This is a genomic window from Streptomyces altiplanensis (genome assembly GCF_053591575.1).
Map to the genome: position 1 here is coordinate 49974 of NZ_JBSFUB010000029.1, position 22198 is coordinate 72171.

Genomic DNA, 22198 nt, shown 5'->3' on the forward strand with positions numbered 1-22198 from the left:
CAGAGCCGGAGCCGGAGCCGGAGCCGGAGTCAGAAGAGGCTCAGCAGCTCGTCGACACTGAGCTCGCCCTTCTCCTCCTCCCCCGTCGGCAGGGCGAGTTCGAACCAGACCGTCTTCCCGCGCGGTGTGCGCCGCGAGCCCCACGCGGCGCTGAGCAGGTCCACCAGCTGGAGCCCGCGCCCGCCCTCGTCGGTGTCGCGGGCCCGGCGCCGCCGCGGCTGGACGAGGCCCGCGTCCCACACCTCGCACACGAGCGTACGGTCGAGGAGCAGCCGGACCCTGATCTCGCCCTCGCCGTACCGCAGAGCGTTGGTGACCAGCTCGCTGACCAGCAGCTCCGTGGTGTCCACCAGGTCTTCGAGGCCCCAGGACACCAGCTGCGCCCGCGCCAGCTCCCGCGCCCGGCCCACCGAGCGCGGCCCGCGCGACAGCCGCCAGTCGCCGACGGAACCGGCGGGCAGCCCCTGGATGCGGGCCATCAGCAGGGCGATGTCGTCCTCGCCGTGCCGGGTGTCGAGGGTGCTCAGCACGTGGTCGCAGACCTCCTCCAGGGGACGTACGGGATCGGCGAGCGCCCTGCGGAACTCGCGCAGCCCCTCGTCGAGCGGATGGTCCCTCGACTCGACGAGCCCGTCCGTGTAGAGGGCGAGCAGCGCACCCTCGGCCACCTCGACCTCGACCTCCTCGAAGGGCTCGCCGCCGACGCCGAGCGGCATGCCCGGCGGTACGTCGAGCAGCAGCGCCTCCTCGCCCGGTTCGACGAGGACGGGCGGCAGGTGGCCGGCGTTGGCGAACGTACAGCGGCGGGTGACCGGGTCGTAGACGGCGTACACGCAGGTCGCGAGGTAGACCTCGGAGAGGTCGGCCTCGCGTGCCTTGTGGGCGGCGCGCGACGCGTGCTGCGCGCCGCTGGGCGAGCCGAGGCCGCGCGCGATCTCGTCGAGGGCGTAGAGGACTTCGGCCGGCTCCAGGTCGAGGAGCGCCAGGGTCCGTACCGCCGTGCGCAGTTCGCCCATGGCGACGGCGGCGCGCAGGCCGCGTCCCATCACGTCGCCGACGACCAGGGCCGTGCGGTGGCCGGGCAGTTCGATGACGTCGAACCAGTCGCCGCCCACCTCGGTCGCCGTGTTGCCGGGCAGGTAGCGGCAGGCGATGTCGAGTCCGGCGGCCTCGGGGTCGCCGGGGGGCAGCAGGCTGCGCTGGAGGATCAGGGCCCGCTCGTGCTCGCGCCGGTAGAGGCGGGCGTTGTCCATGCAGACGGCGGCACGCGCGGCGAGCTCGGTGGCGAGCGCGAGGTCGCGCTCGCCGAAGGGCTCGCTCCCCTTCGCACGGGAGAACTGGGCGAGGCCGACGACGGTGTCGTGGGCGACCATCGGCACGGCGAGCGTGGTGTGGACGAGGCTGCCTTCCCCGCCGGGCACGACCCGGGCGCGGGCGGTGCGCAGGGCGCTCGCGCAGGGCGAGTGGAACGGATAGCGGTGGACGTCGCCGACTTCGGCCGGCGCCGGTTCGTCACCGCCGGCGAGGCGTGCGGGGGCGGCGGGCGGGCCGCCCGAGACCGCGCTGGCGAAGGCGACGCGGCGCAGTTCGGCGCTGCCGTCGGACCGGCCCGGCGGGGTCTCGTCACCGGCCAGGAGCCCCTGGTAGAGGTCGACGGACGCGAGGTCGCAGAAGCCGGGGACGGCGACGTCGAGGAGTTCGCGGGCGGTGGTCTCCAGGTCGAGGGAGTTCCCGATGCGGGCGCCGGCCTCGTTCAGCAGGGCGAGGTTGCGGCGGGCGTCGGCGGCCTCGCGGGCGGCGACGTGGCGCCGGGTCACGTCGGTGGCGAGCCCGGCGACTCCGATGGTGCGGCCGGATCCGCTGTGCACCCGGTAGAGGTTGACCGACCAGTGCCTGCGCTCCGTCCCGCCGGGGACGGTGCCGACGATCTGCAGGTCGGTGACGGCCTCGCCGGTCTCCAGGACCCGCTCCAGGGCCGCAGTCATCCGGTCGGCCTCGGCGCGGGAGAGGTAGTCGTGGACGGTGCGGCCGCGGTGGTCGGTCGCGCTGCCGCCGAAGACGGTGGCGAAGCGCTGGTTGGCGCGCTGCACGGTGAGGTCCGTACCGAAAAGCAGGAATCCGAAAGGAGATTGACCGAAAATGGCCTGCGAAGCAGCGAGATCGGTCTCGATCCGGCGCACGGCACGGATGTCGACGACGACGCAGAGCGCGGCCCGTTCGCCGTCGGTCGCCGCGCTGGGCATCACGTAGATCTCCGCGACGCCCTGCGCGCCCTCGCGGCCGGGCGCCCGGAACGGGACGAGGCCCGTCCATTCCTTGCCGTCGAGGATCCCGGCGAGCCGGTGCTGCCCGCGTCCCCGCAGCTCGGGGGGCATGAAGGTCTCGACCGGGTCCTTGCCCACGACCTCGTCGGCGGTCAGGCCGAACAGCTCTTCGGCCCGCCTGCTCCACTGCTCGACCAGCCCGTCGGGGCCCACCGAGAAGGAGGCGACGCCGATGTAGTCGTAGATCGAGCCGGGCGGGCTGTTCTGCCACATCACATCGCCAGCTGCCGCTGGTATCTCGTTCACGCGACCGTCCCCTCCAGCTCAGCGCACCGGACCGGTCCTTCCCGCAGTATTCAGCACTACGGTCCCAACCTGCACGGCGTTCACGATCACAGCACGGTCTCGTTCCTTTTCGGCCAGGAAAGATTCCCCCGAGGTGATCGTTGTCCCTTCACTCTTCTAACCAGGGAGAGCCAGCTCGAACCACACCGTCTTGCCCGTTCTGCCGCGGCGGGTGCCCCACCGCCAGGCAGAACAGGCCACCAGTTGCAGACCGCGTCCTCCCTCGTCATCGGGGGCCGCGGCCCGCTCCAGGGGCGGATCCGGAAGCGGGTCCGAGACCTCGACCACCAGTACGGGCCGGGTGCCCGGCGGGTGGCCGTCGGCGGCGGGGCGCAGGAGGCGGACCCCGATCGGCCCGGACGCGTACCGCAAGGAATTGGTCACCAGCTCACTGACCAGCAGTACCGTCACATCGCCGACGCTCTCCGGCAGGTCCCAGGCGCGCAGCGTGTCCCGGACGGCGTGGCGGGCGGTGCGGACGGCACCGGGTTCAGCAGGGAACGACCACTCGGCGCAGACGCCGTCGGTGTCGATCACGCCGATCACATCCCAGATCCCAGACCTGCAGCAGACCCGCGTCCCTTTTCGGGGGGTTAGCCAGCACATACCCGATATGAGAGTCGGGCTATCGCGGTCCCGGACGCACAGTGGCACGAACGGCGTACAGGTCCCCGCCGCCAGCCCCGCGCCGGGGGCCGGGCCGGGCAGGGGTCCGCAGGGGTCCGCAGGGGTCTGCACGGACCGGCGCGGACCGGCGCGAGAGCCGTCCGTACGGCGGGGGCGCGGCGTCACGTCTGCGCGGCGGTCCCCGGCGGAGCGCTCAGGCGGCGTACCGCCTCGGTGACGGCGGGGCGGTCCTGGACGAGCCAGTCCACGGCGTCCGCCTCGTGCGGAAGGAGCCAGCGCAGGGCGTCGTGGTCCTGGAGCGGGCGAGGGGTGCCGGACAGCAGCCGGACGGTCCACACCTGAAGGACATAACCGGGCTTCAGGGGCCACTCGCCGGGGATGCGTTCCCTCACGTCCGCCTCGACCCCCAGCTCTTCGCGCAGCTCGCGCACGAGCGCCTGCTCCGGACTCTCACCGGGCTCGACCTTGCCGCCGGGCAGCTCCCAGCCGCCGGCCAGCTCGGGCGGGGCGCTGCGGCGCGCGGCCAGCAGCCGCCCCTCGTGGAACACCGCTGCGCCCACCACGACACGATCAGTCACGCCCGTCATGCCCGGAAGCCTATGGCGTACGGGGAAGGCGGCGGGACGCGGCCGCGCGGCCCGTACGGCCGGCTACTGGACGCTCTGGCCGATCCGCTCGACCCAGTACAGCTGCTTGTGGCCGCGGTCGTCGAAGCTGTCGACGATCTTCTGCGCCTCGGCCCTGGTCGCGTACCGGCCGACGCGGTACCGGTTGCCGTTGTCGTCCTGCCGTATGACCAGCCACGGGAGAACAGCGCCGCTGTCGCTCATCGTGCGCCTCCGTCCGCCGGCGTGCCCGTCTCTAAGGATCCCCAGGAAACCGCAATCCGCATATGCCCGACCCTACGCCTGACCTTTACTCAGCGGATACGCTTTTACACAAAGAGGTACGCATCAAGCCACGGGAAGGGGGGCGCACTCGATGGAGTGCGCCCCCCTTCCCGTGGCCGCCCAGCCCTCGCGCGGCGGCGGTGGCAGCGCCGGCACCGGCACGGGATCCGGCGCCTCCCCCGTGCGGCACATGCCACCGCACTCCGGCTCGGGCGAGCGGCGCAGCGGGATCACGGCGGGCGCGGGGTCCGGACTCCGGCGGCCGACCGCTTCGCGCCGGTCACTTCACGGGCAGGTGGTACGCGATCCGGTAGCGGTCGGCCGGGACCACCACGTCGGCCGTCTCGACCGCCATCCCCGACGCGTAGTACGTCCGCTCGATGACCAGCACCGCATGGCCCGGTACGCCGCCGAGCCTGAGCAGCTCCTCCGCGAGGCCGGGCCGGGTGCCGACCTCCTCCACCACGTTGTCCACGACGATGTCGATGGCGGCCATCCGCTCGACGACGCCGCATCCGGCCAGCGGACCCTCCTCGGGCAGCATCACGGGCGTGCGCCCCGTGACGGCGAGGGGCTCCCAGGAAGTGGAGAGCATCATCGCCTCGCCGGCGTCCCTGAAGACGTACCGCGTGCGCATCACGCGGTCGCCCTCCTGGATGCCGAGCCGCTTGGCGATGGACGCGGTCGCCTCCTCCTGCTCGCTGCCGGACTCCCAGGTGCCGCGCGCACCGGCCTCCGACTGCTCCTGCCGGAACGGGGTCGAAGGCGTCGCCCCCCGGTAGCCGGCGCGGGAGATGCGGCGCGGGACGGGCTGCTCGCGCACGTACGTACCGGAACCGGAGCGGCCTTCGACCAGGCCCTCCGCCATCAGGACCTTGCGGGCCTCCAGGGCGACGGTGTCGGAGACGCCGTACTCCGCGCGGATGCGGGCCTGGGAGGGGAGCCGGGTGTGGGGTGGCAGGGAACCGTCGGCGATCTTCTGCCGTAGATCGCCCGCGACGCGCAGATAGGCCGGCTGCTCACCGAATGTCACTGGCCACTCCCATCAGGTTGGCAGACAGCAACAGCGTGGCAACCGTAGGTTGTTGACCGCAAGCACAGGCCAAGGTTTCACCCGAAGTGATGATTTGCTTTTACGCAGGGCCTTACCGTGGGTATGGATGTCAGGCCCCTCACCCCGGAACCGGCTTGCCTCGATTCCGTTTCCGGCCCCCGCACCCCGGTCCGGCGACTCACCGTCAGGAATGCCGCAGGCGACGCGCGCGAGAACGGTGGGGTCCAACGCGGTCAGGGCGTGGGCGCGGGGCGAGCGCGGTTCAGGTGATCAGGCGCAGGGCGAAGCGCAGCGAGTGGGCGAAGATGTCCTCCACCTCCTCGTCGGGCAGTCCGTACCAGCCGTGGTCGGCGTCCGGCACCGTACGCAACTCGACCGGCGCGCCGGCGTCCTCGAGACCGGCGGCCAGGGCTTCGCTGTTCGCGCACGCCACCATGGTGTCCTCCTCGCCGTGGACGAGCAGGAAGGGCGGCGCGTCGGAGCGGACGTGCGCGACGGGGCTCGCGGCGCGGGCGCGGTCGGGGGCGGCGGCCGGGGCGGCCCCGATCAGCAGGGCCTCCGGGGTGGCCGGATTCGCGGGGTCGTAGCCGTCCCGGGGAGTGGTCAGGTCGCTCGGGCCGTACCAGACGACGGCGCCGGCCAGGGGCGGGTCGGTGTGGGTGAGGGCGAGGTGGGAGGCGAGGTGTCCGCCGGCGGACTCTCCCCACACCACCGTCCGCCCGGTGTCGATGCCGAGCTCCGGCGATCGCAGCGTGAGCCAGCGCAGCGCGGTGCGGAGGTCGTCCAGCGGGGCGGGGAAGGCGGCTTCGCCGCTGAGCCGGTAGTCGGCGCAGGCGACCGCGGCTCCCGCCGCCGCGATGCGGGCGAAGGGCCCCGGGGCCCAGTCGCGCGTACGCAGACCCATGTCGTCGCGCCGCCCGCGGCGCCAGGCACCGCCGTGCACGAACAGCACCAGCGGGGCGGGGCCCGCCGGGGCGGCCCGGGGCAGCCACAGGTCGAGTTCCAGCGGGCGGCTGCCCTCGAAGGCGCCGCAGGGGACGCCGCGCAGCACGCGTACGCCGGACTCGTACGCGACGAAGGGCGGCAGGGGAGCGACGTCCGGGTGAGGCGCGGCGATCAGCTCCCGCAGCGGGGGACGGCCGGGCTTCACCGCGTCCGCCACTGGTGGTCGGGCAGGAAGCGCACGTCGTACTCCTGGGGGACGGTGCCGAACTTGTGGGGTTCGGGTACGACGGGCTCCCTCGGCAGGCCCAGCTCCTCGGCGGGCGCGCCGAGGTTCTCGAAGAACCGCTCGAAGGTGCCTCCGGGACCGGCGGCGACGCCGACGACCTGGCTGTGGTGGCGCTCCATGCGGTAGGCGTGCCGGCAGTTCTTCGGCACGAAGCCGAAGTCGCCGGGGGTGAGGAGCTTTTCCTGCTGGTTGCCCTCGGTGTCCTCGACGAACAGCCGGACCGCGCCCTGGGTGATGTAGAAGACCTCGTGGGTGTCGGTGTGCAGGTGGGCCGGGATGAGGTCGCCCTTGGGGCCTTCGACGGTGAAGAAGTTGAAGGTGTTCTCGGTCTGCTCGCCGCCCGCGTAGATGGTGATCAGGTCGCCGAACAGGTGGGCGCGGTCCCCCTCGCCCTTCTCGATGAAATAGGGCTTCCCCGGTTCGGCGGGGATGCGCGAGGCACGCCGGTGGCGGGTGGCGTACTCGATCGTCATGGGTTCTCCCAGGGTCGGCTTCGCACAAAGAATGTCAGGTAGCCTGACATAGATGTCGGCCGACGGGCAAGCCACCGGCAATAAACTCGTCCCCGTCAGCCCGCCGCCCCGTCCGCCCGTCCGCCCGGCCACCCGCTGCCCGTCGCCCGCCGCCCGCCGCCCGCCGCCCGCCGCGAGGAACACGTGAGGAACAGATGAACGCCACCGGCCGCGACCTTCCCCAGTTGCTCGGCGACGCCCGGCGCTGGTTCGAGGACGCGCTGCTGGCGACCCTGGAGGAGGCCGGCGCGGTGCCGGTGTCCCCGACCCAGGTCCGGCTCTTCGCCGTACTGGACGAGGAGGGCACCACGGTCTCCGAGCTCGCCCGGCGGATGGGCGTCACCCGGCAGACCGCGCACCAGGCCGTGCACGGCCTGGTCGCCGACGGGCTGCTGGAACAGGTCCCCGACCCCGCCTCCGCCCGGCAGCGGCTGATCCGGCGCACCCCGGAGGGCGAACGCGCGCACCACCGGGCCGGCGTCATCCTCGCAAGGCTGGAGGAGGAACTGGCCGCCCGGATCGGCCGTGACACGGTCGACGCCCTGCGGGCGGCACTGGAGGCACCGTGGGGCCGGCCGTCTCCCCTGGACCCGGCCTGACGGTCACCGGGGTGCGCGGCGGCCCGGGGGAAGCGGTACGCGGACACGCGACAGGGGGCGGCCGCCGAAGCGACCGCCCCCCTTCATCCGTTCAGCGCGTCAGAGCGCGTCAGAGCGTGCCGGGACGCGTCAGAACTGGAGCGCCCAGGAGTCGATCTTCCCGATGTCGTTCGCCGCGTTGTCGCTGACCCGCAGCTTCCACGTGCCGTTGGCCACCTCCGAAGAGGCGTTGACCGTGTACGTGGTGATCAGGTTGTCGCTGCTGCCGCCCGTGCCGTAGCCCTTGAGGGTGTAGGCGGTGCCGTCGGGGGCGATCAGGTCGACCTTGAGGTCACCGATGTACGTGTGCTTGATGTCGACCGGCACGCTCAGCGCCGCGGGCGCGTTGCCGGTGACGCCGCTGACGGTGACCGGCGACTCCACGGTGGCGTTGTCGCGGATCGTGTAGTCGGTGAGGTTCTCGAACCGCTTGCCGGGCGGCGGGGTGGTGCCGCCCGCGCCGACGTACAGCAGGCGGTTCGGCGAGCCGGTTCCGGGGCTGGTCACGACGCCCGTCGTGGCGGCCGAGGTCAGCGCGGCGGAGACCTGGGACGGGGTGGCCGTCTGGTTGGCCGCCAGGTAGAGCGCGGCCGCGCCCGCGACGTGCGGGGAGGCCATCGACGTACCGGAGATGGTGTTCGTCGCCGTGTCGCCGGTGCTCCAGGACGAGGTGATGGACGAGCCCGGCGCGAAGATGTCGAGGACGCTGCCGTAGTTGGAGTAGCTCGCCCTGGCGTCGGTGCTGGTGGTGGCACCGACCGTGATCGCCTCGGCCACCCGGGCGGGCGACTTGGTGGAGGCGTCGGTGGACTCGTTGCCCGCGGCGACGGCGTAAGTGATGCCGGCGGCTATGGAGTTGCGTACGGCCGTGTCGAGGGCGGCGTCGGCGCCGCCGCCGAGGCTCATGTTCGCGACGGCCGGCTTGACGGCGTTCTTCGTCACCCAGTCGATGCCCGCGACGACCTGCGCGGTGGTGCCCGATCCCTGGTTGTTGAGGACGCGGACGCCGACGACCTTGGCCTTCTTTGCGACGCCGTACGCGCCGCCCGCGACCGTGCCGGCGACGTGCGTGCCGTGGCCGTGGCCGTCCTGCGCGGTGTTGTCGTTGTCGATGGCGTCGTAGCCGTAGGAGGCTCGGCCGCCGAAGTCGCTGTGGGTGATGCGCACGCCGGTGTCGATGACGTACGCCGTGACGCCCTCGCCGGCGGTGTCCGGGTAGGTGTAGCTCTGGTTCAGCGGCAGTGCCTTCTGGTCGATGCGGTCCAGGCCCCAGGACGGCGGGCTGGGCTGGGTCGCACTGACGGTGAAGGTGCGGTTCTGCACGACGGAGTCGACGGCCGGGTCGGCGGCGAACTTCTTCGCCTGCGCCTCGGACAGCTCGACGGCGTACCCGTTGAGGGCCGCGGTGTACGTCTTCTTGATCTTGGCGCCGTACTCCTTGGCCAGCGCCTTGCCCTCCGCCGAACCGGCGTCCGCCGCCGCCTCGTCGAGGGTCACGATGTAACTGCCCGCGATGGTTCCGGGGGCTCCGGCGTTCTGGATCCGGCCCTCGACGGCGGTGGCCGCGGTGGCGGGGAGGGCGGAGGCCGCGCCGAGCGCGAGGGCTACGACGGCGGTGGCACTGGCTGCGGCAATTCTTCGCCGGGAACTACGCATCACGGACATGTGAGGGGTCCTCCTCATTGGCGGTGCGCTGGTGGGGGGTGGTGCGGCAGTGCGGCGGTACGACGACAGGACAGGGGCATGACAAATTGACGCTTCGGGGTCCGCGTCGTTTCCCGCGTCTTGCCGCCAGGCGAAAGATTGGCGCATCCATAGGAATCCCACAAGAGTCAATTCGGACCCGCAATACGCCTGCCACACAGCCGACATGAACGATCACCGCGCGGAGGACTTCCTTACGCTTCCCGCGTGACGACTCCGGCCACCCCGGGCACTCCAACCACTCCGGCCACCCCGGCAACTCCACCGAATCCAGCGGCGCCGATGGCCTACCGCCGCCCCGCCGACGGTTGCCGCTCCCGCTCCCGCTCTCGCTCCCGCTCTCACCCTCGCTCTCGCTCTCGCTCTCGCCGAGGGCATCACCGCCCCGCATCCTCCGCGCACCCGTCAGGTCCCGCTCGCCGTACGGGAGTTGGCCCGCACGTCCCCGACCGTCACCGAGGACCGGATCCGGGCCGCGCCATCTCCCCCACGGCGCTGCGCACGCCGGGGCCGAGCCCCCCGCCCCTCCCGCTCACGGGCGCGACCACCGGCGCCCGTCGGGATCGGCAGCAGGCCCAGCACCCCGCACGCGTCCGCACCCGCCTCCGCATCCGCGCCCGTCAGCCGATCGACGTGTCGCCGAAGGACTCCAGCAGCTTGCGCAGGGAGTCGCCGAGGCGGTCGCTCTCCTCGCGGCCCAGCGCGCTCAGCATGCGGGCCTCGTTGGCGAGGTGGGCGGCCATGTACGCGCGGGTGACCTCGTGGCCGTGGTCGGTGAGCCGGATCCGCACTGTGCGCCGGTCGCCGCCGCTCTCTTCACGCACGCGCTCGACCAGCCCCTTGGCCTCCATGCGGTCGATGCGGTTGGTGATCGCGCCGGAGGTCACCATGGCGGCCTTGAGGAGCGCGCCGGCCGGCAGGGCGTACGGCGGACCGGAGCGCTGGAGGGTGGTGAGGACGTCGGCCTCGCCGAGTTCGAGGCCGCGTTGGGCCGCGAACGTCCTGAACTCCTTGTCCAGCACGCGCCCGAGACGCTGAAGCCGGCCGAGGACGTGCACGGGCCAGAGGTCTTCCTCCAGGTCCGGGCGCTCCGCGACCCATTGGCCGATGATCGCGTCCACCGCGTCGCTCATCCTGATTCCCTTCAACGTAAGTAATCTCAACGTTAAGAGACTTGACGTTGAGAGGGTGGGGCTGTTTTATCTCAACGTTGAGATTATCAAGCCTGAACAACAGGAGCTCTCGTGCCCGAGCCCGCTCTCACCCCGGCCACCGCCCCGGCCTCCACCCCAGCCGCCACCTCAGCCCCGCCCGGCCCTGCCGGAAGCCGCCGGGTCCCCGCCCTCTGGCTCGCGCTGCTCGCCACGCCCGTCGCCGCCGGCGCCAACAGCCCGGTCCTGATCCTCCCGGAGATGGCCGGCTCCTTCGGGGTCCGGACCGCGACCGCCACCTGGCTCGTCACGGTGTTCGCGTGGGCCATGGCGGTCGGCACCCCGCTGATGGCGAGCCTGCTGCGCCGCCGCGGCCTGCGCACCACCCTGCGCGTGAGTACGGTCCTGGTCCTGGCCGGGACCCTGCTGGTGGCCCTCGCGCCCTGGATGGCGCTGGCCCTGCCGGGCCGGGCGGCCCAGGCCGTGGGCGGCGCCGGGCTGGTCACCTCGGCCATGAGCCTGGCGGGGTCGGTCCGCCGGATGGGAGTGATCACCGCGGGCTTCGGCGTCCTCGGCGCGGCCGGCCCGCTGCTCGGCGCGCTGATCGCGGACGCCTTCTCCTGGCGCGTATCGCTCACGGTCTCCGTGCTGGCCCTGCTCGCCCTCCCGGCCGTGATCCGCGCGGCCCCCCGTACGCACCCGGCCCCCGTCACCGCCTTCGACGCCCGCGGCGCCTCGCTCCTGGTGGCGCTGGCGACCGCGCTGGTCCTCGTCCCGCACCACCCGACGCCGGCGGCCTGCGCGGCGCTCGCGGCGGCCGCGCTCCTGGCGGCCCACGTCCGCTCCCGCCCCGAGGGCTTCGTCCCGGCCGCGCTCCTGCGCACCCCGGCGTTCCTGTCGGCCGCGCTGCTGGCCTGCGCCCTGTCGACGTCGTACTTCACGCTGCTCTTCGCGGTGCCCCAGCTCCTCAGCGCCCGTACGCACTGGTCCACCGCCACCATCGGCACGGGCCAGCTGGTCGCCCTCCTCGCCGGCTCCCTCCTCTCCCTGGTCCTCGCCGCGCTCTCCGCCCGGCTGGGCAGGCGCAGGGTCCTCACGGTCCTGGTCGTCCTGGGCGCGCTGGCGCCGGTGACGGCCGCGGCGACCCCCTGGGCACCGCTGCTCCTCCCCGTGGCCGCGGTCGCGGTCCTCACGACCACGGCGGGAAACGCCACCCTCGCGGTGTACGCGACCCAGGCCGCCCCCGACTCCCAACGCCCCACGGTGATCGGACTGTTCAACCTCTGCTACCAGCTCGGCGGCGCGTTCGGCCCGGCGATCGCCGCCCTGATCACCCTGGCCTGATCACCCCGACCCGATCACCCCGACCCGACCGGCGACGCCACCGGCACAGATGCCGCATCCGTACCGCCCTGTGGGAAAATGGGACGGACATGCCACCACGCACACCGGAGGTGGATCATGGGGCAGGCGCGCGAGGTCATGGACCGGCTCACCGAGGCGCTCACCACGGGAACGGACCTCAAGGCCGTCATGGAGTGTTTCGCGGAGGACGCGGTCGCCGTCACGCCGGACGGAGAGATCCGGGGCCGGGAGAACATCGGTGAGTACTGGCGTCAGATGACGGACGCGATCCCGGACAGCACGTACGAGACGGCGTACACGCACGAATCCGGCAACACGGCGATCGACGAGGGCTACTTCACCGGCAGGAACACCGGCCCGCTGGTGCTGCCGTCCGGCGAGAGCCTGGAACCGACGAACAAGGAGGTGAGGGTGCGGGGCTGCGACATCGCGACGGTCGAGGACGGCAGGATCGTCAGCTACCGGCTGTACTTCGACCAGCTGGACTTCCTCGGCCAGCTCGGCCTCCTGCCGAACGCACCGGTCTGATCCGGGAGGCGGCGGCGGAAGCGGCGGCGCCGGTCACCGGCGGTGCTTGCGGGCCACGTAGTACACGTTGAGGACGTCGCCCTCCACCTCACGCACCTCGACGTCGTCGAACCCCGCCTCCCCGAGCATCCGCAACGCCCGCTGCGTGCCCCACACCGTGCCGAGACCGGCGCCGCCCTCCCCGAGCGAGACGGTCATGCAGTAGAAGACCGAGAAGGCGTAGAGGGTGGGGCCGAGCGGGTGGCCGATGTTCTCCTCCAGCTTGCTGGAGGCGGCGATGTCGCCCATCAGGAACACCCCGTCGTCCCGCAGCGCACCCGCGACGGCCGACAGGGCGCGCTCCGGCCGTGCCAGGTCGTGGATCACGTCGAAGGCCGTGATCAGGTCGTACGTCCCGGACAGTTCGGCGGTGTCGGACACGACGAACCTGGCGTTGTCCAGCCCGGACCGCTCCGCCTCCTCCCGCGCCGCCGCGATGCCGGTGTCGGAGATGTCCACGCCGAGGAACCGGCTGGCGGGGAAGGCCCGGGCCAGCAGATTCACCGCGTGGCCCTGCCCGGTGCCGATGTCCAGCGCGTCGATGCCCTCGTTCAGCCGCTCGGTGAGCCCGGGCGCCAGCGGGACGATCGCGTCGACCAGCACGGCGTCGTACACCCGCGCCGTCTCCTCGGCCTGGAGCTCCTGAAATCGCGGATACGCCGAGTACGGGACGCCGCCGCCCCGGCGGAACGCGTCGAGCACCTTGTCCTCGACAGAGCCCAGCAGCGCCAGGTCCTGCATGAAGGAGGCGAGGTTGCCGGGGCCGGCGGCCCGGACGAGCGAGGCGGCGTGCTCGGGCGGCAGCCGGTACGTACCGCCGGCCGGGTCGTACTCGACGAAGCCGCCCACCGTCATGCCGCCGAGCCACTCCCGCACGTACCGCTCGTCGAGGCGGGCGGCCCCGGCGATCTGCGCGCTGGTCGACGGCGGCAGGCCGGACATGACGTCGAAGAGTCCCGTCCGGTGGCCGAGACTGCACAGATACCCCAGGCAGGAATCGTTGAGCACCTGCCCCATCCGCTCCGCGAACCGCTCCTGCCGCACCGGGTCCAGCGTCTGCTCGGACATCACAGTCTCCCTCCGGGGGCCGGAGAATTCTGACCGTTTTTCCCGATATTACGCCGGGCCTCCATCGGCGCCCCGACGGCGAAGAAGGCCGCCCGCCCCGCTCCTTCGCAGGTCGGACGGCCTTCCCCCACCCCCTGACCGGAGGATCCCGCCACTGGCCCGAAGGCCCTGGCCCGTCGTCCGCCACCCGCCGTCCCCGCCTACGGCCGGACGAGCCGACCCGTACTACCTACGCACCCGCAGGCATCCTTCGAAGCCCGCTCCGCCCCGAGGCAACCGAAAGTGGACACGGGAACGCGGAAGGGGCCGGACTCCCCAGAGTCCGGCCCCTTCCGGTCTGCGCTTTCGGCGAATCACCCAGCAGCAGGCAGCGAGTTGCTCAGGCGTTGAAGCGGAACGCTGACTGCAGGGATCCCGGCTGCGGAAACACGACTCACCGGGATCGCGTCCAGCACAGGTCCCACACGGGCGGCTCATCCAGCAGGCTCACGCACCCGGCAGCCGTTGCGTACACATGCGCCACTGGGTACTTTTGGGCGCATGACGCAGCCACTGCCCATAGAGTCCATCCGCGATGTCCGGGCACACCTGGCCGAGGTCGTGGAGCGGGCCGATCGCGACGACGTTCCCACGGTCATCACACGCCGAGGCAAGGAAGTCGCCGCCGTCGTTTCCATCGAGGTGCTGCGCAAGTACCAGGAGTGGGAAGAGCGCGAGATCAACCGGATCATCGACGAGCGCATGGCCAACCCGGCACCCGGCATCCCGATCGAAGACATCATGAGGGAGACGCTGGCGCGCAGTGAGTGAGTACCGGACCGCCTTCCGCCCCGAGGTGCAAGCCGAGCTTCGGAAGATCCCCCGCGACATGGCACTGCGCATCCTGGCCAAGCTGACCGAACTGGAAAGCGACCCACTCGGCTTCAGCACCACCGCACTCGTCTCCCAGCCCGAGCGCCGCCGCCTACGAGTGGGCGACTATCGCGTCGTCTACACGATCGACAACGGAGAGCTGGTGGTCTGGGTCGTTCACGTGGGACACCGCTCCACCGTTTACGAGACCTGATTTGCCGCCGACCTCACGTCAGAACATCCAGCACCCATCCAGCACGGTGACGACGAAGGGGCCGGACTCGACAGAGTCCGACCCCTTCTGACGTGCGCGGTCGACTCAACGCCTGACGTAGAGCACGTGCAGGACTACACGTTGAAGCGGAACTCCACCACGTCGCCGTCCTGCATGACGTAGTCCTTGCCCTCCATGCGGGCCTTGCCCTTCGCGCGGGCCTCGGCGACCGAGCCGGTCTCGACCAGGTCGGCGAAGGAGATGACCTCGGCCTTGATGAAGCCCTTCTGGAAGTCGGTGTGGATCACACCGGCCGCCTCGGGGGCCGTCGCGCCCTTCTTGATCGTCCAGGCGCGGGTCTCCTTGGGGCCTGCCGTCAGGTAGGTCTGGAGGCCCAGGGTGTCGAATCCGACGCGGCCGAGGGTGGCGAGGCCCGGCTCCTCCTGGCCCATGGACTGGAGGAGCTCCAGGGCCTCCTCGTCGTCGAGCTCGATCAGCTCGGACTCGATCTTCGCGTTGAGGAAGATCGCCTCGGCGGGGGCGACGAGCGCGCGCTGCTCGTTCTTGAAGTCCTCGTCGACCAGCTCGTCCTCGTCGACGTTGAAGACGTAGAGGAACGGCTTGGTGGTGAGGAGGTGGAGCTCGTGGAGGAGCTGTCCCTTCTCCGTGCCGGCGGTGATGCCGGCGGCGAAGAGGGTGGTGCCCGCTTCGAGGATCTTCTGGGCTTCCTCGACCGCGGCCAGGACCGCGACCTTCTCCTTCTGGAGGCGGGACTCCTTCGTCAGGCGCGGCACCGCCTTCTCGACGGACTGGAGGTCCGCGAGGATCAGCTCGGTGTTGATCGTCTCGATGTCGTCCTTGGGCGAGACCTTGCCGTCGACGTGTACGACGTTCTCGTCCTTGAAGGCACGGATGACCTGGCAGATCGCGTCGGACTCGCGGATGTTCGCCAGGAACTTGTTGCCCAGGCCCTCGCCCTCCGAGGCGCCGCGGACGATGCCGGCGATGTCGACGAAGTCGACCGTTGCGGGGAGGATCTTCTGGGAGTTGAAGATCTCGGCGAGCTTCGCCAGGCGGGGGTCGGGGACGCCGACGACACCGACGTTGGGCTCGATGGTGGCGAACGGGTAGTTGGCCGCCAGCACGTCGTTCTTGGTCAGGGCGTTGAACAGGGTCGACTTGCCGACATTCGGCAGGCCGACGATTCCGATCGTGAGCGACACGTTGGCGACTTCCTGGAGTGAGGACTGGCCCGGGAGTGGACCGATCCCCCAGTTTACGGGCGTGCCCCGCCGGACCCACGACCGGAAGGGTGAGTGACCGCGTGACTTCGAACGCAAGGCCAAGGTCACCCAAAGGGCGTGTCCTGCGCCTGATTCGTCCCTCCCCGCGTCCTACGTTGTACAGGTGGAGCAACACAGGGCACGTCCCCCTCGTCCCCAGCAGCGGTCGCAGTCCCCCCTGCTCCCGCCGGGCGGGCCCGCCGAGGCCGCCGGCGCCCGCCGGGTGGCGGTGAGACCGGCACGGACCGTGCCGCCCGTCCTGCTGGCACTGCGGCGGCTGCCCAGCCCGCGGCTGACCGGGCTCGGCAGCGGGCTGTTCGCCGCGGCCGTGATGCTGGTGGCCGGCGGACTGGACCGGCTGCTGTTCGACGGTTCGTCGCTCGTGTACGGACTGCTCTTCCTGCCCCTCAGCGCCCTCGTCGCACTGTGGGTGCGCCCCGCCGACCTGGTCACCGCGCCGATCGTCGTACCGATCGCCTTCGCCGTCGGTCTGGTGCCGATCGCCGGGGGGTCGAGCGGGTTCGGCGGCCGTGTCATGGCCGTGGTCACGGCGCTCGCCGTACACGCGGGCTGGCTGTACGGCGGCACGCTCGTGGCCGGGCTGATCGCGACCGTGCGCAAGGTGCGGCTGATGACGCGGCGGCGGACCACCGCGCGGGCGGCCGCCCAAGCCGCCGCCCAGTCCGCCGCGCGTGTCACCGCCAAGGCCGCCGCCCCCAAGGCCGCCACCCGGCGCGCGGCCCGGAAGCCCGCGAAGTAGCGGGAGGGGGCGGCGGAACGGAAACGGCGGGAGGGAGCGGCGGAGCAGGAGCCGCTACGCGCCGGCGCGGGCCGCCATGGCCGCGCCCACGATCCCCGCGTTGTTCTGGAGCTGCGCGGGGACGATCTCGGCGCGGATGCCCTCGATCAGGTGGAGGAACTTCTCGGCCTTGCGGCTGACCCCGCCGCCGATGATGAAGAGCTCCGGCGAGAACAGCATCTCGACGTGCGCCAGGTACTTCCGCACCCGGTGCGCCCACTGCTCCCAGGACAGGTCCTCGTCCTCCTTGGCCTTCGTGGAGGCGCGCTTCTCCGCGTCGTGGCCGTCCAGCTCGAGATGGCCCAGCTCGGTGTTGGGCACCAGGACGCCGTCGCGGAAGAGCGCGCTGCCGATGCCCGTACCGAACGTCAGCAGGAAGACCGTGCCCTTGCGGCCGGCGCCCGCGCCGAACGTCATCTCGGCGACGCCGGCCGCGTCGGCGTCGTTGAGGACGGTGACGGGCAGGCCCAGGCGGTCACCGAGCATGGCCCGCGCGTCGGCGTCGATCCAGCCCTTGTCGACGTTCGCGGCGGTACGGGTGACCCCGTCCGTGACCACGCCGGGGAAGGTGACGCCGACCCTGCCGCTCCAGCCGAAATGGCCGACGACCTCCTGGACGCACTCGACCACGCGCTCGGGCGTGGCCGGGTGCGGGGTCAGTACCTTGTGCCGCGGCTCCGCCAGGTCTCCGCGCTCCAGGTTCACGGGAGCGCCCTTGATGCCGGATCCGCCGATGTCCACTCCGAACACGTTCATGGACTCAACGTTACGGGGTGGAGCCGACCGTCACGTGCCGGAGGCGTCACTTGCCGGAGAGGCGGGCCGCTTCGGCGCGCAGGTCGCGGCGGAGCTCCTTGGGCAGCGAGAAGGTGATCGACTCGTCGGCGGTCTTCACGGTCTCCACGTCGCCGTAGCCGCGCTCGGCCAGCCACTCCAGTACGCCGTCGACCAGGACGTCGGGGACCGAGGCGCCGGAGGTCAGGCCGACCGTGGTGACGCCTTCCAGCCACGCCTCGTCGATCTCGTCGGCGAAGTCCACCAGGTGCGCGGCGGGGGCGCCGGCGTCGAGGGCGACCTCGACCATGCGGATCGAGTTCGAGGAGTTCTTGGAGCCCACGACGATGACGAGCTGGGCGTCCTCGGCCAGCTTCTTCACCGCGATCTGGCGGTTCTGCGTGGCGTAGCAGATGTCGTCGCTGGGAGGGGAGAGGAGGTTCGGGAACTTCTGCTTCAGGGCGTCGACCGTCTCCATGGTCTCGTCGACCGAGAGCGTGGTCTGGGAGAGCCAGACGACCTTCGACTCGTCGCGCACGGAGACGTTCGCGACGTCCTCGGGGCCGTCGACCAGGGTGATGTGGTCGGGGGCCTCGCCGGAGGTGCCGATGACCTCCTCGTGGCCCTCGTGGCCGATCAGGAGGATGTCGTAGTCCTCCTTGGCGAAGCGGACGGCTTCCTTGTGGACCTTGGTGACCAGCGGGCAGGTCGCGTCGATCGTCGCGAGCTTCCGCTCGGCGGCCTCCTGGTGGACGGTCGGCGCGACGCCGTGGGCGGAGAACATGACGATCGAGCCCTCGGGGACCTCGGCGGTCACGTCGACGAAGATCGCGCCCTTCTTCTCCAGGGTCTGGACGACGTACTTGTTGTGGACGATCTCGTGGCGGACGTAGATCGGCGCCCCGTACTGCTCCAGGGCCTTCTCCACGGCGATCACGGCACGGTCCACGCCCGCGCAGTAGCCACGGGGGGCGGCGAGAAGGACACGGCGGGCGGCGGGTGCAGTCGTCATGTTTCCCATCGTACGGGCGTGCCCGGGGCCCGGAGATCGGGACGGTGGTCAAGACTGGACGCCTGACCGCGTGGTTCTGCGTACGGAGGCGTGATGACCGGGACGGGAGACGGGACGCGGGAAGAGGCGGCCGGGCTCCGGCGCAGTCTGGGATTCCGGGACCTGGTCGTCTACGGGCTGCTCTTCATCGCTCCCATGGCCCCGGTCGGCGTGTTCGGGACGCTCGACGCCAAGTCGCACGGCGCGGTGGCCCTCGTCTACGTCGTCGCGACGGTCGCGATGGCGTTCACCGCGTTCAGTTACGCCCAGATGGTGCGGGTGGTCCCCCAGGCGGGCTCGGTCTTCGCGTACGCCCGCAAGGCGCTCGGCGAGGGGCCCGGGTTCATCGCCGGGTGGATGGCGATGCTGGATTACGTGCTGATCCCGGCGGTCGCGTACCTCTTCTCCGGGATCGCGATGCACGCGCTCGTGCCGTCCGTCTCGCAGTGGGTGTGGACGGCGATCGCGGTGGTGGTGACCACGGGGCTGAACATGTGGGGCGTACGGGCGGCCGCGCGCGTGGGCTTCGCGGTGCTGGCCATGGAGATCGTGGTGCTGCTGGTGTTCGTGGTGGCCGCGGTCGTGGTGCTCGTACAGGACGGGGCGCGGCGCGGCTGGCTCTCGCCGCTGTCCGGCGACGGTTCCCTGGGGGGCTTCTCGCTCGCCGCGGTGCTGGGCGCGGTGTCGGTGGCGGTGCTGTCGTACCTCGGGTTCGACGCGATCGCGTCGTTCGCGGAGGAGGTGACGGGCGGCTCGGCGAAGGTGGCGCGGGCGGTGCTGTTCTGCCTGGCGCTGGCGGGCGTGCTGTTCGTGGCGCAGACGTATCTGGCGGCGCTGCTCCAGCCGGGCCCGGCGGCGGAGCTCGCCGCGGAACCGGGGAAGCAGGGGACCGCCTTCTACGACGCGGTGGACGCCTCGGTCGGGACCTGGCTGGGCGACCTGGTGGCGGTGAGCAAGGCGGTCGGAGCGGCGTTCGCGGCGCTGGCGGGGCAGGCGGCGGCCGGACGGCTGCTGTTCGCGATGGCACGGGAGCGGCGGCTGCCGGGCGCCTTGGCGAAGGTCGATCCCGCCTCGGGCGTGCCGCGGCTCGCGCTGGGGGTCGCGGCCGTGGTGACGCTGGTGGCGGCGGTGTGGGCGGCCCGGCGCGACGACGGTCTCGACCATCTGGTGTCGGTGGTCGACATCGGGGCGCTGACGGCGTTCGTGCTGCTGCACGTGTCGGTGGTGAGCTGGTTCGCCGTACGGCGGATGGCGGGGCCGCCGGTGTGGTGGCGGCACGTGCTGATGCCGGCGCTGGGTGCGGCGGTGGCGGTCGCGGTGATCGTGGAGGCGTCGCGCACGGCGCAGGTGGTGGGCGCGGTGTGGCTGGCCGTGGGGCTGGTCGTGGTGGTCGCGCAACGGGGGCGCCGGACCGGGCCCGGTGTCGGTGCCGGCGGCTAGCCTTCGTACATGGCTCTGAATACGTCCGCTGACGCCCCGCTGCCGGTCGGTGAGGTCTCGCGCCTCATCGGCGGGTGGATCGACCGGTTGGGGGCGGTGTGGGTCGAGGGGCAGATCACGCAGCTGTCGCGCAGGCCCGGCGCCGGGGTCGTCTTCCTGACCCTGCGCGACCCCTCGCAGGACATCTCGGTGGGCGTGACCTGCTTCCGGCAGGTCTTCGACCCGGTCGCGGACGTGATCACGGAGGGCGCGCGGGTCGTGGTGCGCGCGAAGCCCGAGTGGTACGCGCCGCGCGGGCAGCTGTCGCTGCGGGCGGCGGAGATCAAGCCGGTGGGGATCGGTGAGCTGCTCGCCCGGCTGGAGCTGCTGAAGAAGTCGCTGGCGGCCGAGGGGCTCTTCGCGCCGGACCGCAAGCGGCCCCTGCCGTTCCTGCCGCAGTGCGTCGGTCTGGTGACGGGCCGGGCGTCGGCGGCGGAGCGCGACGTCCTGGAGAACGCCCGCCGGCGCTGGCCCGCCGTCCGCTTCGAGGTGCGCAACGTGGCGGTGCAGGGGGTGAGCGCGGTGGCGCAGGTCGTCCAGGCCGTCAAGGAGCTGGACGAGCTGGCGGAGGTCGACGTCATCATCGTGGCGCGCGGCGGGGGCAGCGTCGAGGACCTGCTGCCGTTCTCGGACGAGCAGCTCGTCCGGACGGTGTCCGGGTGCCGTACGCCGGTGGTGTCGGCGATCGGGCACGAGCCGGACTCGCCGCTGCTCGACCTGGTGGCGGACCTGAGGGCGTCGACGCCGACGGACGCGGCGAAGAAGGTCGTGCCGGACGTCGGTGAGGAGCTGGACCGCGTCCAGCTCCTGCGCGACCGGGCGCTGCGGACCGTGCAGGGCCTGCTGGACCGCGAGGAGCGCGGGCTCGCGCACGCGCTGGCCCGGCCCTCGATGGAACGGCCGCACCGGATGGTGGAGGACCGCGAGGCGGAGGTCGACGCGCTGGTGGCGCGCAGCCGGCGCACGCTGGGGCACCTGCTGGACCGGGCGGACTCGGAGCTGTCGCACACCAGGGCCAGGGTGGTCGCGCTGTCCCCGGCGGCCACCCTGGAGCGCGGTTACGCGGTGCTCCAGCGGGGCGACGGTGCGGTGGTCCGCTCTCCGGGGGAGATCGCGCCGGGCGACGAGCTGCGGGCCCGGGTCTCGGAGGGCGAGTTCGCCGTGCGGGTCGTGGAGTGAGCGCGCCGCGGAGCCTGCCGCACCGGGGTGAAGCGCGCGGCCGGTGACCGGTGCCGTCGGGAGAGGTCTTCGGGAAGGGGTGGGGCGCGGTGCAGAAACAGTCTTGTTCGTACGCACACATAGGGTGGAACGCATGGCCAAAACGGATGAATCCGCGACGACGCTCGGGTACGAGCAGGCCCGGGACGAGCTGATCGAGGTCGTACGGCGCCTGGAAGCGGGCGGTACGACGCTGGAGGAGTCACTCGCGCTCTGGGAGCGCGGCGAGGAGCTGGCGAAGGTCTGCCGGCGCTGGCTGGACGGGGCCAGGGCCCGTCTGGACGCCGCGCTCGCGGACGAGAGCTGAAGGACGGGCGGGGAAAGAGGCCGGGCGGGGGGCCGGGCGCGCGCTGTGAGGCCGGTCACGACGACACCGCTTTAGTTGAAAGTTAACCTAATTTGACCTACGGTGAAGTCACTGCCCGACCCCTTCGCCCCACCCCCCTCGTACGCCCGGAAGGCAAGCCGCATGTCTCTCGTTCTTGACGCCGCCGCCCAGGACCTCCTCTTCCGCGAGGCCCGCACCGCGAACACCTTCACCGACGAGCCGGTGACCGAGGAGCAGGTCCAGGCCATCTACGACCTGGTCAAGTTCGGCCCGACCGCGTTCAACCAGTCGCCGCTGCGCGTCGTCCTGGTCCGCTCCCCCGAGGCCCGCGAGCGCCTCGTCCCGCTCATGGCCGAGGGCAACCAGCCGAAGACCGCCTCCGCCCCGCTGGTCGCGATCCTGGCCGCCGACAACGAGTTCCACGAGGACCTTCCGGCCCTGTTCCCGCACTTCCCGCAGGCCAAGGACGTGTTCTTCTCGGAGCGCCCGGCCCGCGAGGCGGCCGCCGGCCTCAACGCCGCCCTCCAGGCCGCGTACTTCATCGTGGGCGTCCGCGCCGCCGGCCTGGCCGCGGGCCCGATGACCGGCTTCGACTTCGCCGGCGTCCAGAAGGAGTTCCTGGACGGCGACCACACCCCGCTGATGATCGTCAACATCGGCAAGCCCGGTGACGACGCGTGGTTCCCGCGCTCCCCGCGCCTGGCCTACGACGAGGTCGTCACCACCGTCTGACGCCGGCCCGTCCGGACGACGGGACATGACGAAGCCGCCGCAACCCAGGGGT

At 71.9% G+C, this 22198-nt stretch carries 23 protein-coding genes; 10 read left to right on the forward strand and 13 right to left on the reverse strand.

Features of this window, described 5'->3' with window-relative positions; translation table 11 throughout:
- Window positions 1–29 precede the first annotated feature (29 nt).
- The 7 genes from ACWD0Y_RS15780 to ACWD0Y_RS15810 form a co-directional block, all read right to left on the reverse strand.
- Window positions 30–2537 carry a SpoIIE family protein phosphatase gene (locus tag ACWD0Y_RS15780; RefSeq protein WP_450260927.1) on the reverse strand — a complete coding sequence of 836 codons (2508 nt, stop codon included), beginning with the start codon at window positions 2535–2537 and terminating at the stop codon, window positions 30–32.
- A 189-nt stretch (window positions 2538–2726) separates the two neighbouring features.
- Window positions 2727–3155: an ATP-binding protein gene (locus ACWD0Y_RS15785; protein ID WP_450260908.1), complete on the reverse strand. Its 429-nt coding sequence runs from the start codon at window positions 3153–3155 to the stop codon at window positions 2727–2729.
- 242 nt (window positions 3156–3397) lie between these two features.
- Window positions 3398–3823, reverse strand: a complete 426-nt coding sequence (locus ACWD0Y_RS15790) for a (deoxy)nucleoside triphosphate pyrophosphohydrolase (protein ID WP_450260909.1) — start codon at window positions 3821–3823, stop codon at window positions 3398–3400.
- A 63-nt stretch (window positions 3824–3886) separates the two neighbouring features.
- Window positions 3887–4066: an SPOR domain-containing protein gene (locus ACWD0Y_RS15795; protein WP_450260910.1), complete on the reverse strand. Its 180-nt coding sequence runs from the start codon at window positions 4064–4066 to the stop codon at window positions 3887–3889.
- Window positions 4067–4406: 340 nt separating this feature from the next.
- Complete coding sequence (locus tag ACWD0Y_RS15800; RefSeq protein WP_450260911.1) at window positions 4407–5159, reverse strand: GntR family transcriptional regulator; 753 nt, start codon at window positions 5157–5159, stop codon at window positions 4407–4409.
- A gap of 283 nt (window positions 5160–5442) precedes the next feature.
- Window positions 5443–6330: an alpha/beta hydrolase fold domain-containing protein gene (locus ACWD0Y_RS15805; RefSeq protein ID WP_450260912.1), complete on the reverse strand. Its 888-nt coding sequence runs from the start codon at window positions 6328–6330 to the stop codon at window positions 5443–5445.
- A complete protein-coding gene (locus ACWD0Y_RS15810) occupies window positions 6327–6884 on the reverse strand; it encodes a quercetin 2,3-dioxygenase (RefSeq protein WP_450260913.1) in 558 nt (185 codons plus the stop codon). The genes ACWD0Y_RS15805 and ACWD0Y_RS15810 overlap by 4 nt, the downstream gene beginning before the upstream one ends.
- A gap of 194 nt (window positions 6885–7078) precedes the next feature.
- On the opposite strand from ACWD0Y_RS15810, the gene ACWD0Y_RS15815 reads away from it, so the two are divergent.
- A complete protein-coding gene (locus ACWD0Y_RS15815) occupies window positions 7079–7522 on the forward strand; it encodes a MarR family winged helix-turn-helix transcriptional regulator (protein WP_450260914.1) in 444 nt (147 codons plus the stop codon).
- A gap of 129 nt (window positions 7523–7651) precedes the next feature.
- On the opposite strand, the gene ACWD0Y_RS15820 is transcribed toward ACWD0Y_RS15815, so the two are convergent.
- Window positions 7652–9226, reverse strand: coding sequence for a S8 family serine peptidase (locus ACWD0Y_RS15820; protein ID WP_450260915.1), 1575 nt, complete (start codon window positions 9224–9226; stop codon window positions 7652–7654).
- 659 nt (window positions 9227–9885) lie between these two features.
- Complete coding sequence (locus tag ACWD0Y_RS15825; RefSeq protein ID WP_450260916.1) at window positions 9886–10398, reverse strand: MarR family winged helix-turn-helix transcriptional regulator; 513 nt, start codon at window positions 10396–10398, stop codon at window positions 9886–9888.
- Window positions 10399–10509: 111 nt separating this feature from the next.
- Here ACWD0Y_RS15825 and ACWD0Y_RS15830 point away from each other — a divergent pair, with 111 nt between their 5' ends.
- Entirely contained in the window at window positions 10510–11760 is a 1251-nt protein-coding gene (locus tag ACWD0Y_RS15830) for an MFS transporter (protein WP_450260917.1), read from the forward strand.
- Window positions 11761–11877: 117 nt separating this feature from the next.
- Entirely contained in the window at window positions 11878–12309 is a 432-nt protein-coding gene (locus ACWD0Y_RS15835) for a nuclear transport factor 2 family protein (protein ID WP_093799265.1), read from the forward strand.
- Window positions 12310–12342: 33 nt separating this feature from the next.
- On the opposite strand, the gene ACWD0Y_RS15840 is transcribed toward ACWD0Y_RS15835, so the two are convergent.
- Window positions 12343–13416, reverse strand: coding sequence for a class I SAM-dependent methyltransferase (locus ACWD0Y_RS15840; RefSeq protein WP_450260918.1), 1074 nt, complete (start codon window positions 13414–13416; stop codon window positions 12343–12345).
- Window positions 13417–13956: 540 nt separating this feature from the next.
- Here ACWD0Y_RS15840 and ACWD0Y_RS15845 point away from each other — a divergent pair.
- Entirely contained in the window at window positions 13957–14226 is a 270-nt protein-coding gene (locus ACWD0Y_RS15845; protein ID WP_007266282.1) for a type II toxin-antitoxin system Phd/YefM family antitoxin, read from the forward strand.
- Window positions 14219–14482, forward strand: coding sequence for a type II toxin-antitoxin system RelE family toxin (locus tag ACWD0Y_RS15850; RefSeq protein ID WP_450260919.1), 264 nt, complete (start codon window positions 14219–14221; stop codon window positions 14480–14482). The genes ACWD0Y_RS15845 and ACWD0Y_RS15850 overlap by 8 nt, the downstream gene beginning before the upstream one ends.
- A 134-nt stretch (window positions 14483–14616) precedes the next feature.
- Here the strand turns inward: ACWD0Y_RS15850 and ychF are convergent, their stop codons facing one another.
- Window positions 14617–15705 (reverse strand): redox-regulated ATPase YchF, encoded by a 1089-nt coding sequence (gene ychF, locus ACWD0Y_RS15855; protein WP_093799267.1) that lies wholly within the window; start codon window positions 15703–15705, stop codon window positions 14617–14619.
- Between the two features lie 184 nt (window positions 15706–15889).
- Between ychF and ACWD0Y_RS15860 the strand changes: the two genes are divergently transcribed.
- On the forward strand, window positions 15890–16525 hold the full coding sequence (locus ACWD0Y_RS15860; RefSeq protein ID WP_450260920.1) for a DUF6542 domain-containing protein: 636 nt from the start codon (window positions 15890–15892) through the stop codon (window positions 16523–16525).
- Window positions 16526–16579: 54 nt separating this feature from the next.
- Here ACWD0Y_RS15860 and ppgK read toward each other — a convergent pair whose 3' ends face one another.
- Complete coding sequence (gene ppgK, locus ACWD0Y_RS15865) at window positions 16580–17320, reverse strand: polyphosphate--glucose phosphotransferase (RefSeq protein WP_450260921.1); 741 nt, start codon at window positions 17318–17320, stop codon at window positions 16580–16582.
- A 46-nt stretch (window positions 17321–17366) separates the two neighbouring features.
- The gene (locus tag ACWD0Y_RS15870; protein WP_093799270.1) at window positions 17367–18359 is read right to left on the reverse strand and encodes a 4-hydroxy-3-methylbut-2-enyl diphosphate reductase; all 993 of its coding nucleotides are present in this window, start codon (window positions 18357–18359) and stop codon (window positions 17367–17369) included.
- Window positions 18360–18443: 84 nt separating this feature from the next.
- Between ACWD0Y_RS15870 and ACWD0Y_RS15875 the strand changes: the two genes are divergently transcribed.
- The 4 genes from ACWD0Y_RS15875 (at window position 18444) to ACWD0Y_RS15890 (ending at window position 22146) form a co-directional block, all read left to right on the forward strand.
- Window positions 18444–19829 (forward strand): APC family permease, encoded by a 1386-nt coding sequence (locus tag ACWD0Y_RS15875; RefSeq protein WP_450260922.1) that lies wholly within the window; start codon window positions 18444–18446, stop codon window positions 19827–19829.
- A gap of 9 nt (window positions 19830–19838) precedes the next feature.
- On the forward strand, window positions 19839–21047 hold the full coding sequence (gene xseA / locus ACWD0Y_RS15880) for an exodeoxyribonuclease VII large subunit (RefSeq protein ID WP_450260923.1): 1209 nt from the start codon (window positions 19839–19841) through the stop codon (window positions 21045–21047).
- Between the two features lie 133 nt (window positions 21048–21180).
- Window positions 21181–21393: an exodeoxyribonuclease VII small subunit gene (locus ACWD0Y_RS15885; protein ID WP_450260924.1), complete on the forward strand. Its 213-nt coding sequence runs from the start codon at window positions 21181–21183 to the stop codon at window positions 21391–21393.
- Window positions 21394–21555: 162 nt separating this feature from the next.
- Window positions 21556–22146 (forward strand): malonic semialdehyde reductase, encoded by a 591-nt coding sequence (locus ACWD0Y_RS15890; protein ID WP_450260925.1) that lies wholly within the window; start codon window positions 21556–21558, stop codon window positions 22144–22146.
- Window positions 22147–22198 lie beyond the last annotated feature (52 nt).

Coding starts and splice junctions, on each gene's coding strand:
- ACWD0Y_RS15780 (WP_450260927.1), bottom strand. CDS start 2,537: ATGTGGCAGAACAGCCCGCCCGGCTCGATCTACGACTACATCGGCGTC.
- ACWD0Y_RS15790 (WP_450260909.1), bottom strand. CDS start 3,823: ATGACGGGCGTGACTGATCGTGTCGTGGTGGGCGCAGCGGTGTTCCAC.
- ACWD0Y_RS15795 (WP_450260910.1), bottom strand. CDS start 4,066: ATGAGCGACAGCGGCGCTGTTCTCCCGTGGCTGGTCATACGGCAGGAC.
- ACWD0Y_RS15810 (WP_450260913.1), bottom strand. CDS start 6,884: ATGACGATCGAGTACGCCACCCGCCACCGGCGTGCCTCGCGCATCCCC.
- ACWD0Y_RS15815 (WP_450260914.1), top strand. CDS start 7,079: ATGAACGCCACCGGCCGCGACCTTCCCCAGTTGCTCGGCGACGCCCGG.
- ACWD0Y_RS15820 (WP_450260915.1), bottom strand. CDS start 9,226: ATGTCCGTGATGCGTAGTTCCCGGCGAAGAATTGCCGCAGCCAGTGCC.
- ACWD0Y_RS15825 (WP_450260916.1), bottom strand. CDS start 10,398: ATGAGCGACGCGGTGGACGCGATCATCGGCCAATGGGTCGCGGAGCGC.
- ACWD0Y_RS15835 (WP_093799265.1), top strand. CDS start 11,878: ATGGGGCAGGCGCGCGAGGTCATGGACCGGCTCACCGAGGCGCTCACC.
- ACWD0Y_RS15840 (WP_450260918.1), bottom strand. CDS start 13,416: ATGTCCGAGCAGACGCTGGACCCGGTGCGGCAGGAGCGGTTCGCGGAG.
- ACWD0Y_RS15845 (WP_007266282.1), top strand. CDS start 13,957: ATGACGCAGCCACTGCCCATAGAGTCCATCCGCGATGTCCGGGCACAC.
- ppgK (WP_450260921.1), bottom strand. CDS start 17,320: ATGAACGTGTTCGGAGTGGACATCGGCGGATCCGGCATCAAGGGCGCT.
- ACWD0Y_RS15870 (WP_093799270.1), bottom strand. CDS start 18,359: ATGGGAAACATGACGACTGCACCCGCCGCCCGCCGTGTCCTTCTCGCC.
- ACWD0Y_RS15875 (WP_450260922.1), top strand. CDS start 18,444: ATGACCGGGACGGGAGACGGGACGCGGGAAGAGGCGGCCGGGCTCCGG.
- xseA (WP_450260923.1), top strand. CDS start 19,839: ATGGCTCTGAATACGTCCGCTGACGCCCCGCTGCCGGTCGGTGAGGTC.
- ACWD0Y_RS15885 (WP_450260924.1), top strand. CDS start 21,181: ATGGCCAAAACGGATGAATCCGCGACGACGCTCGGGTACGAGCAGGCC.
- ACWD0Y_RS15890 (WP_450260925.1), top strand. CDS start 21,556: ATGTCTCTCGTTCTTGACGCCGCCGCCCAGGACCTCCTCTTCCGCGAG.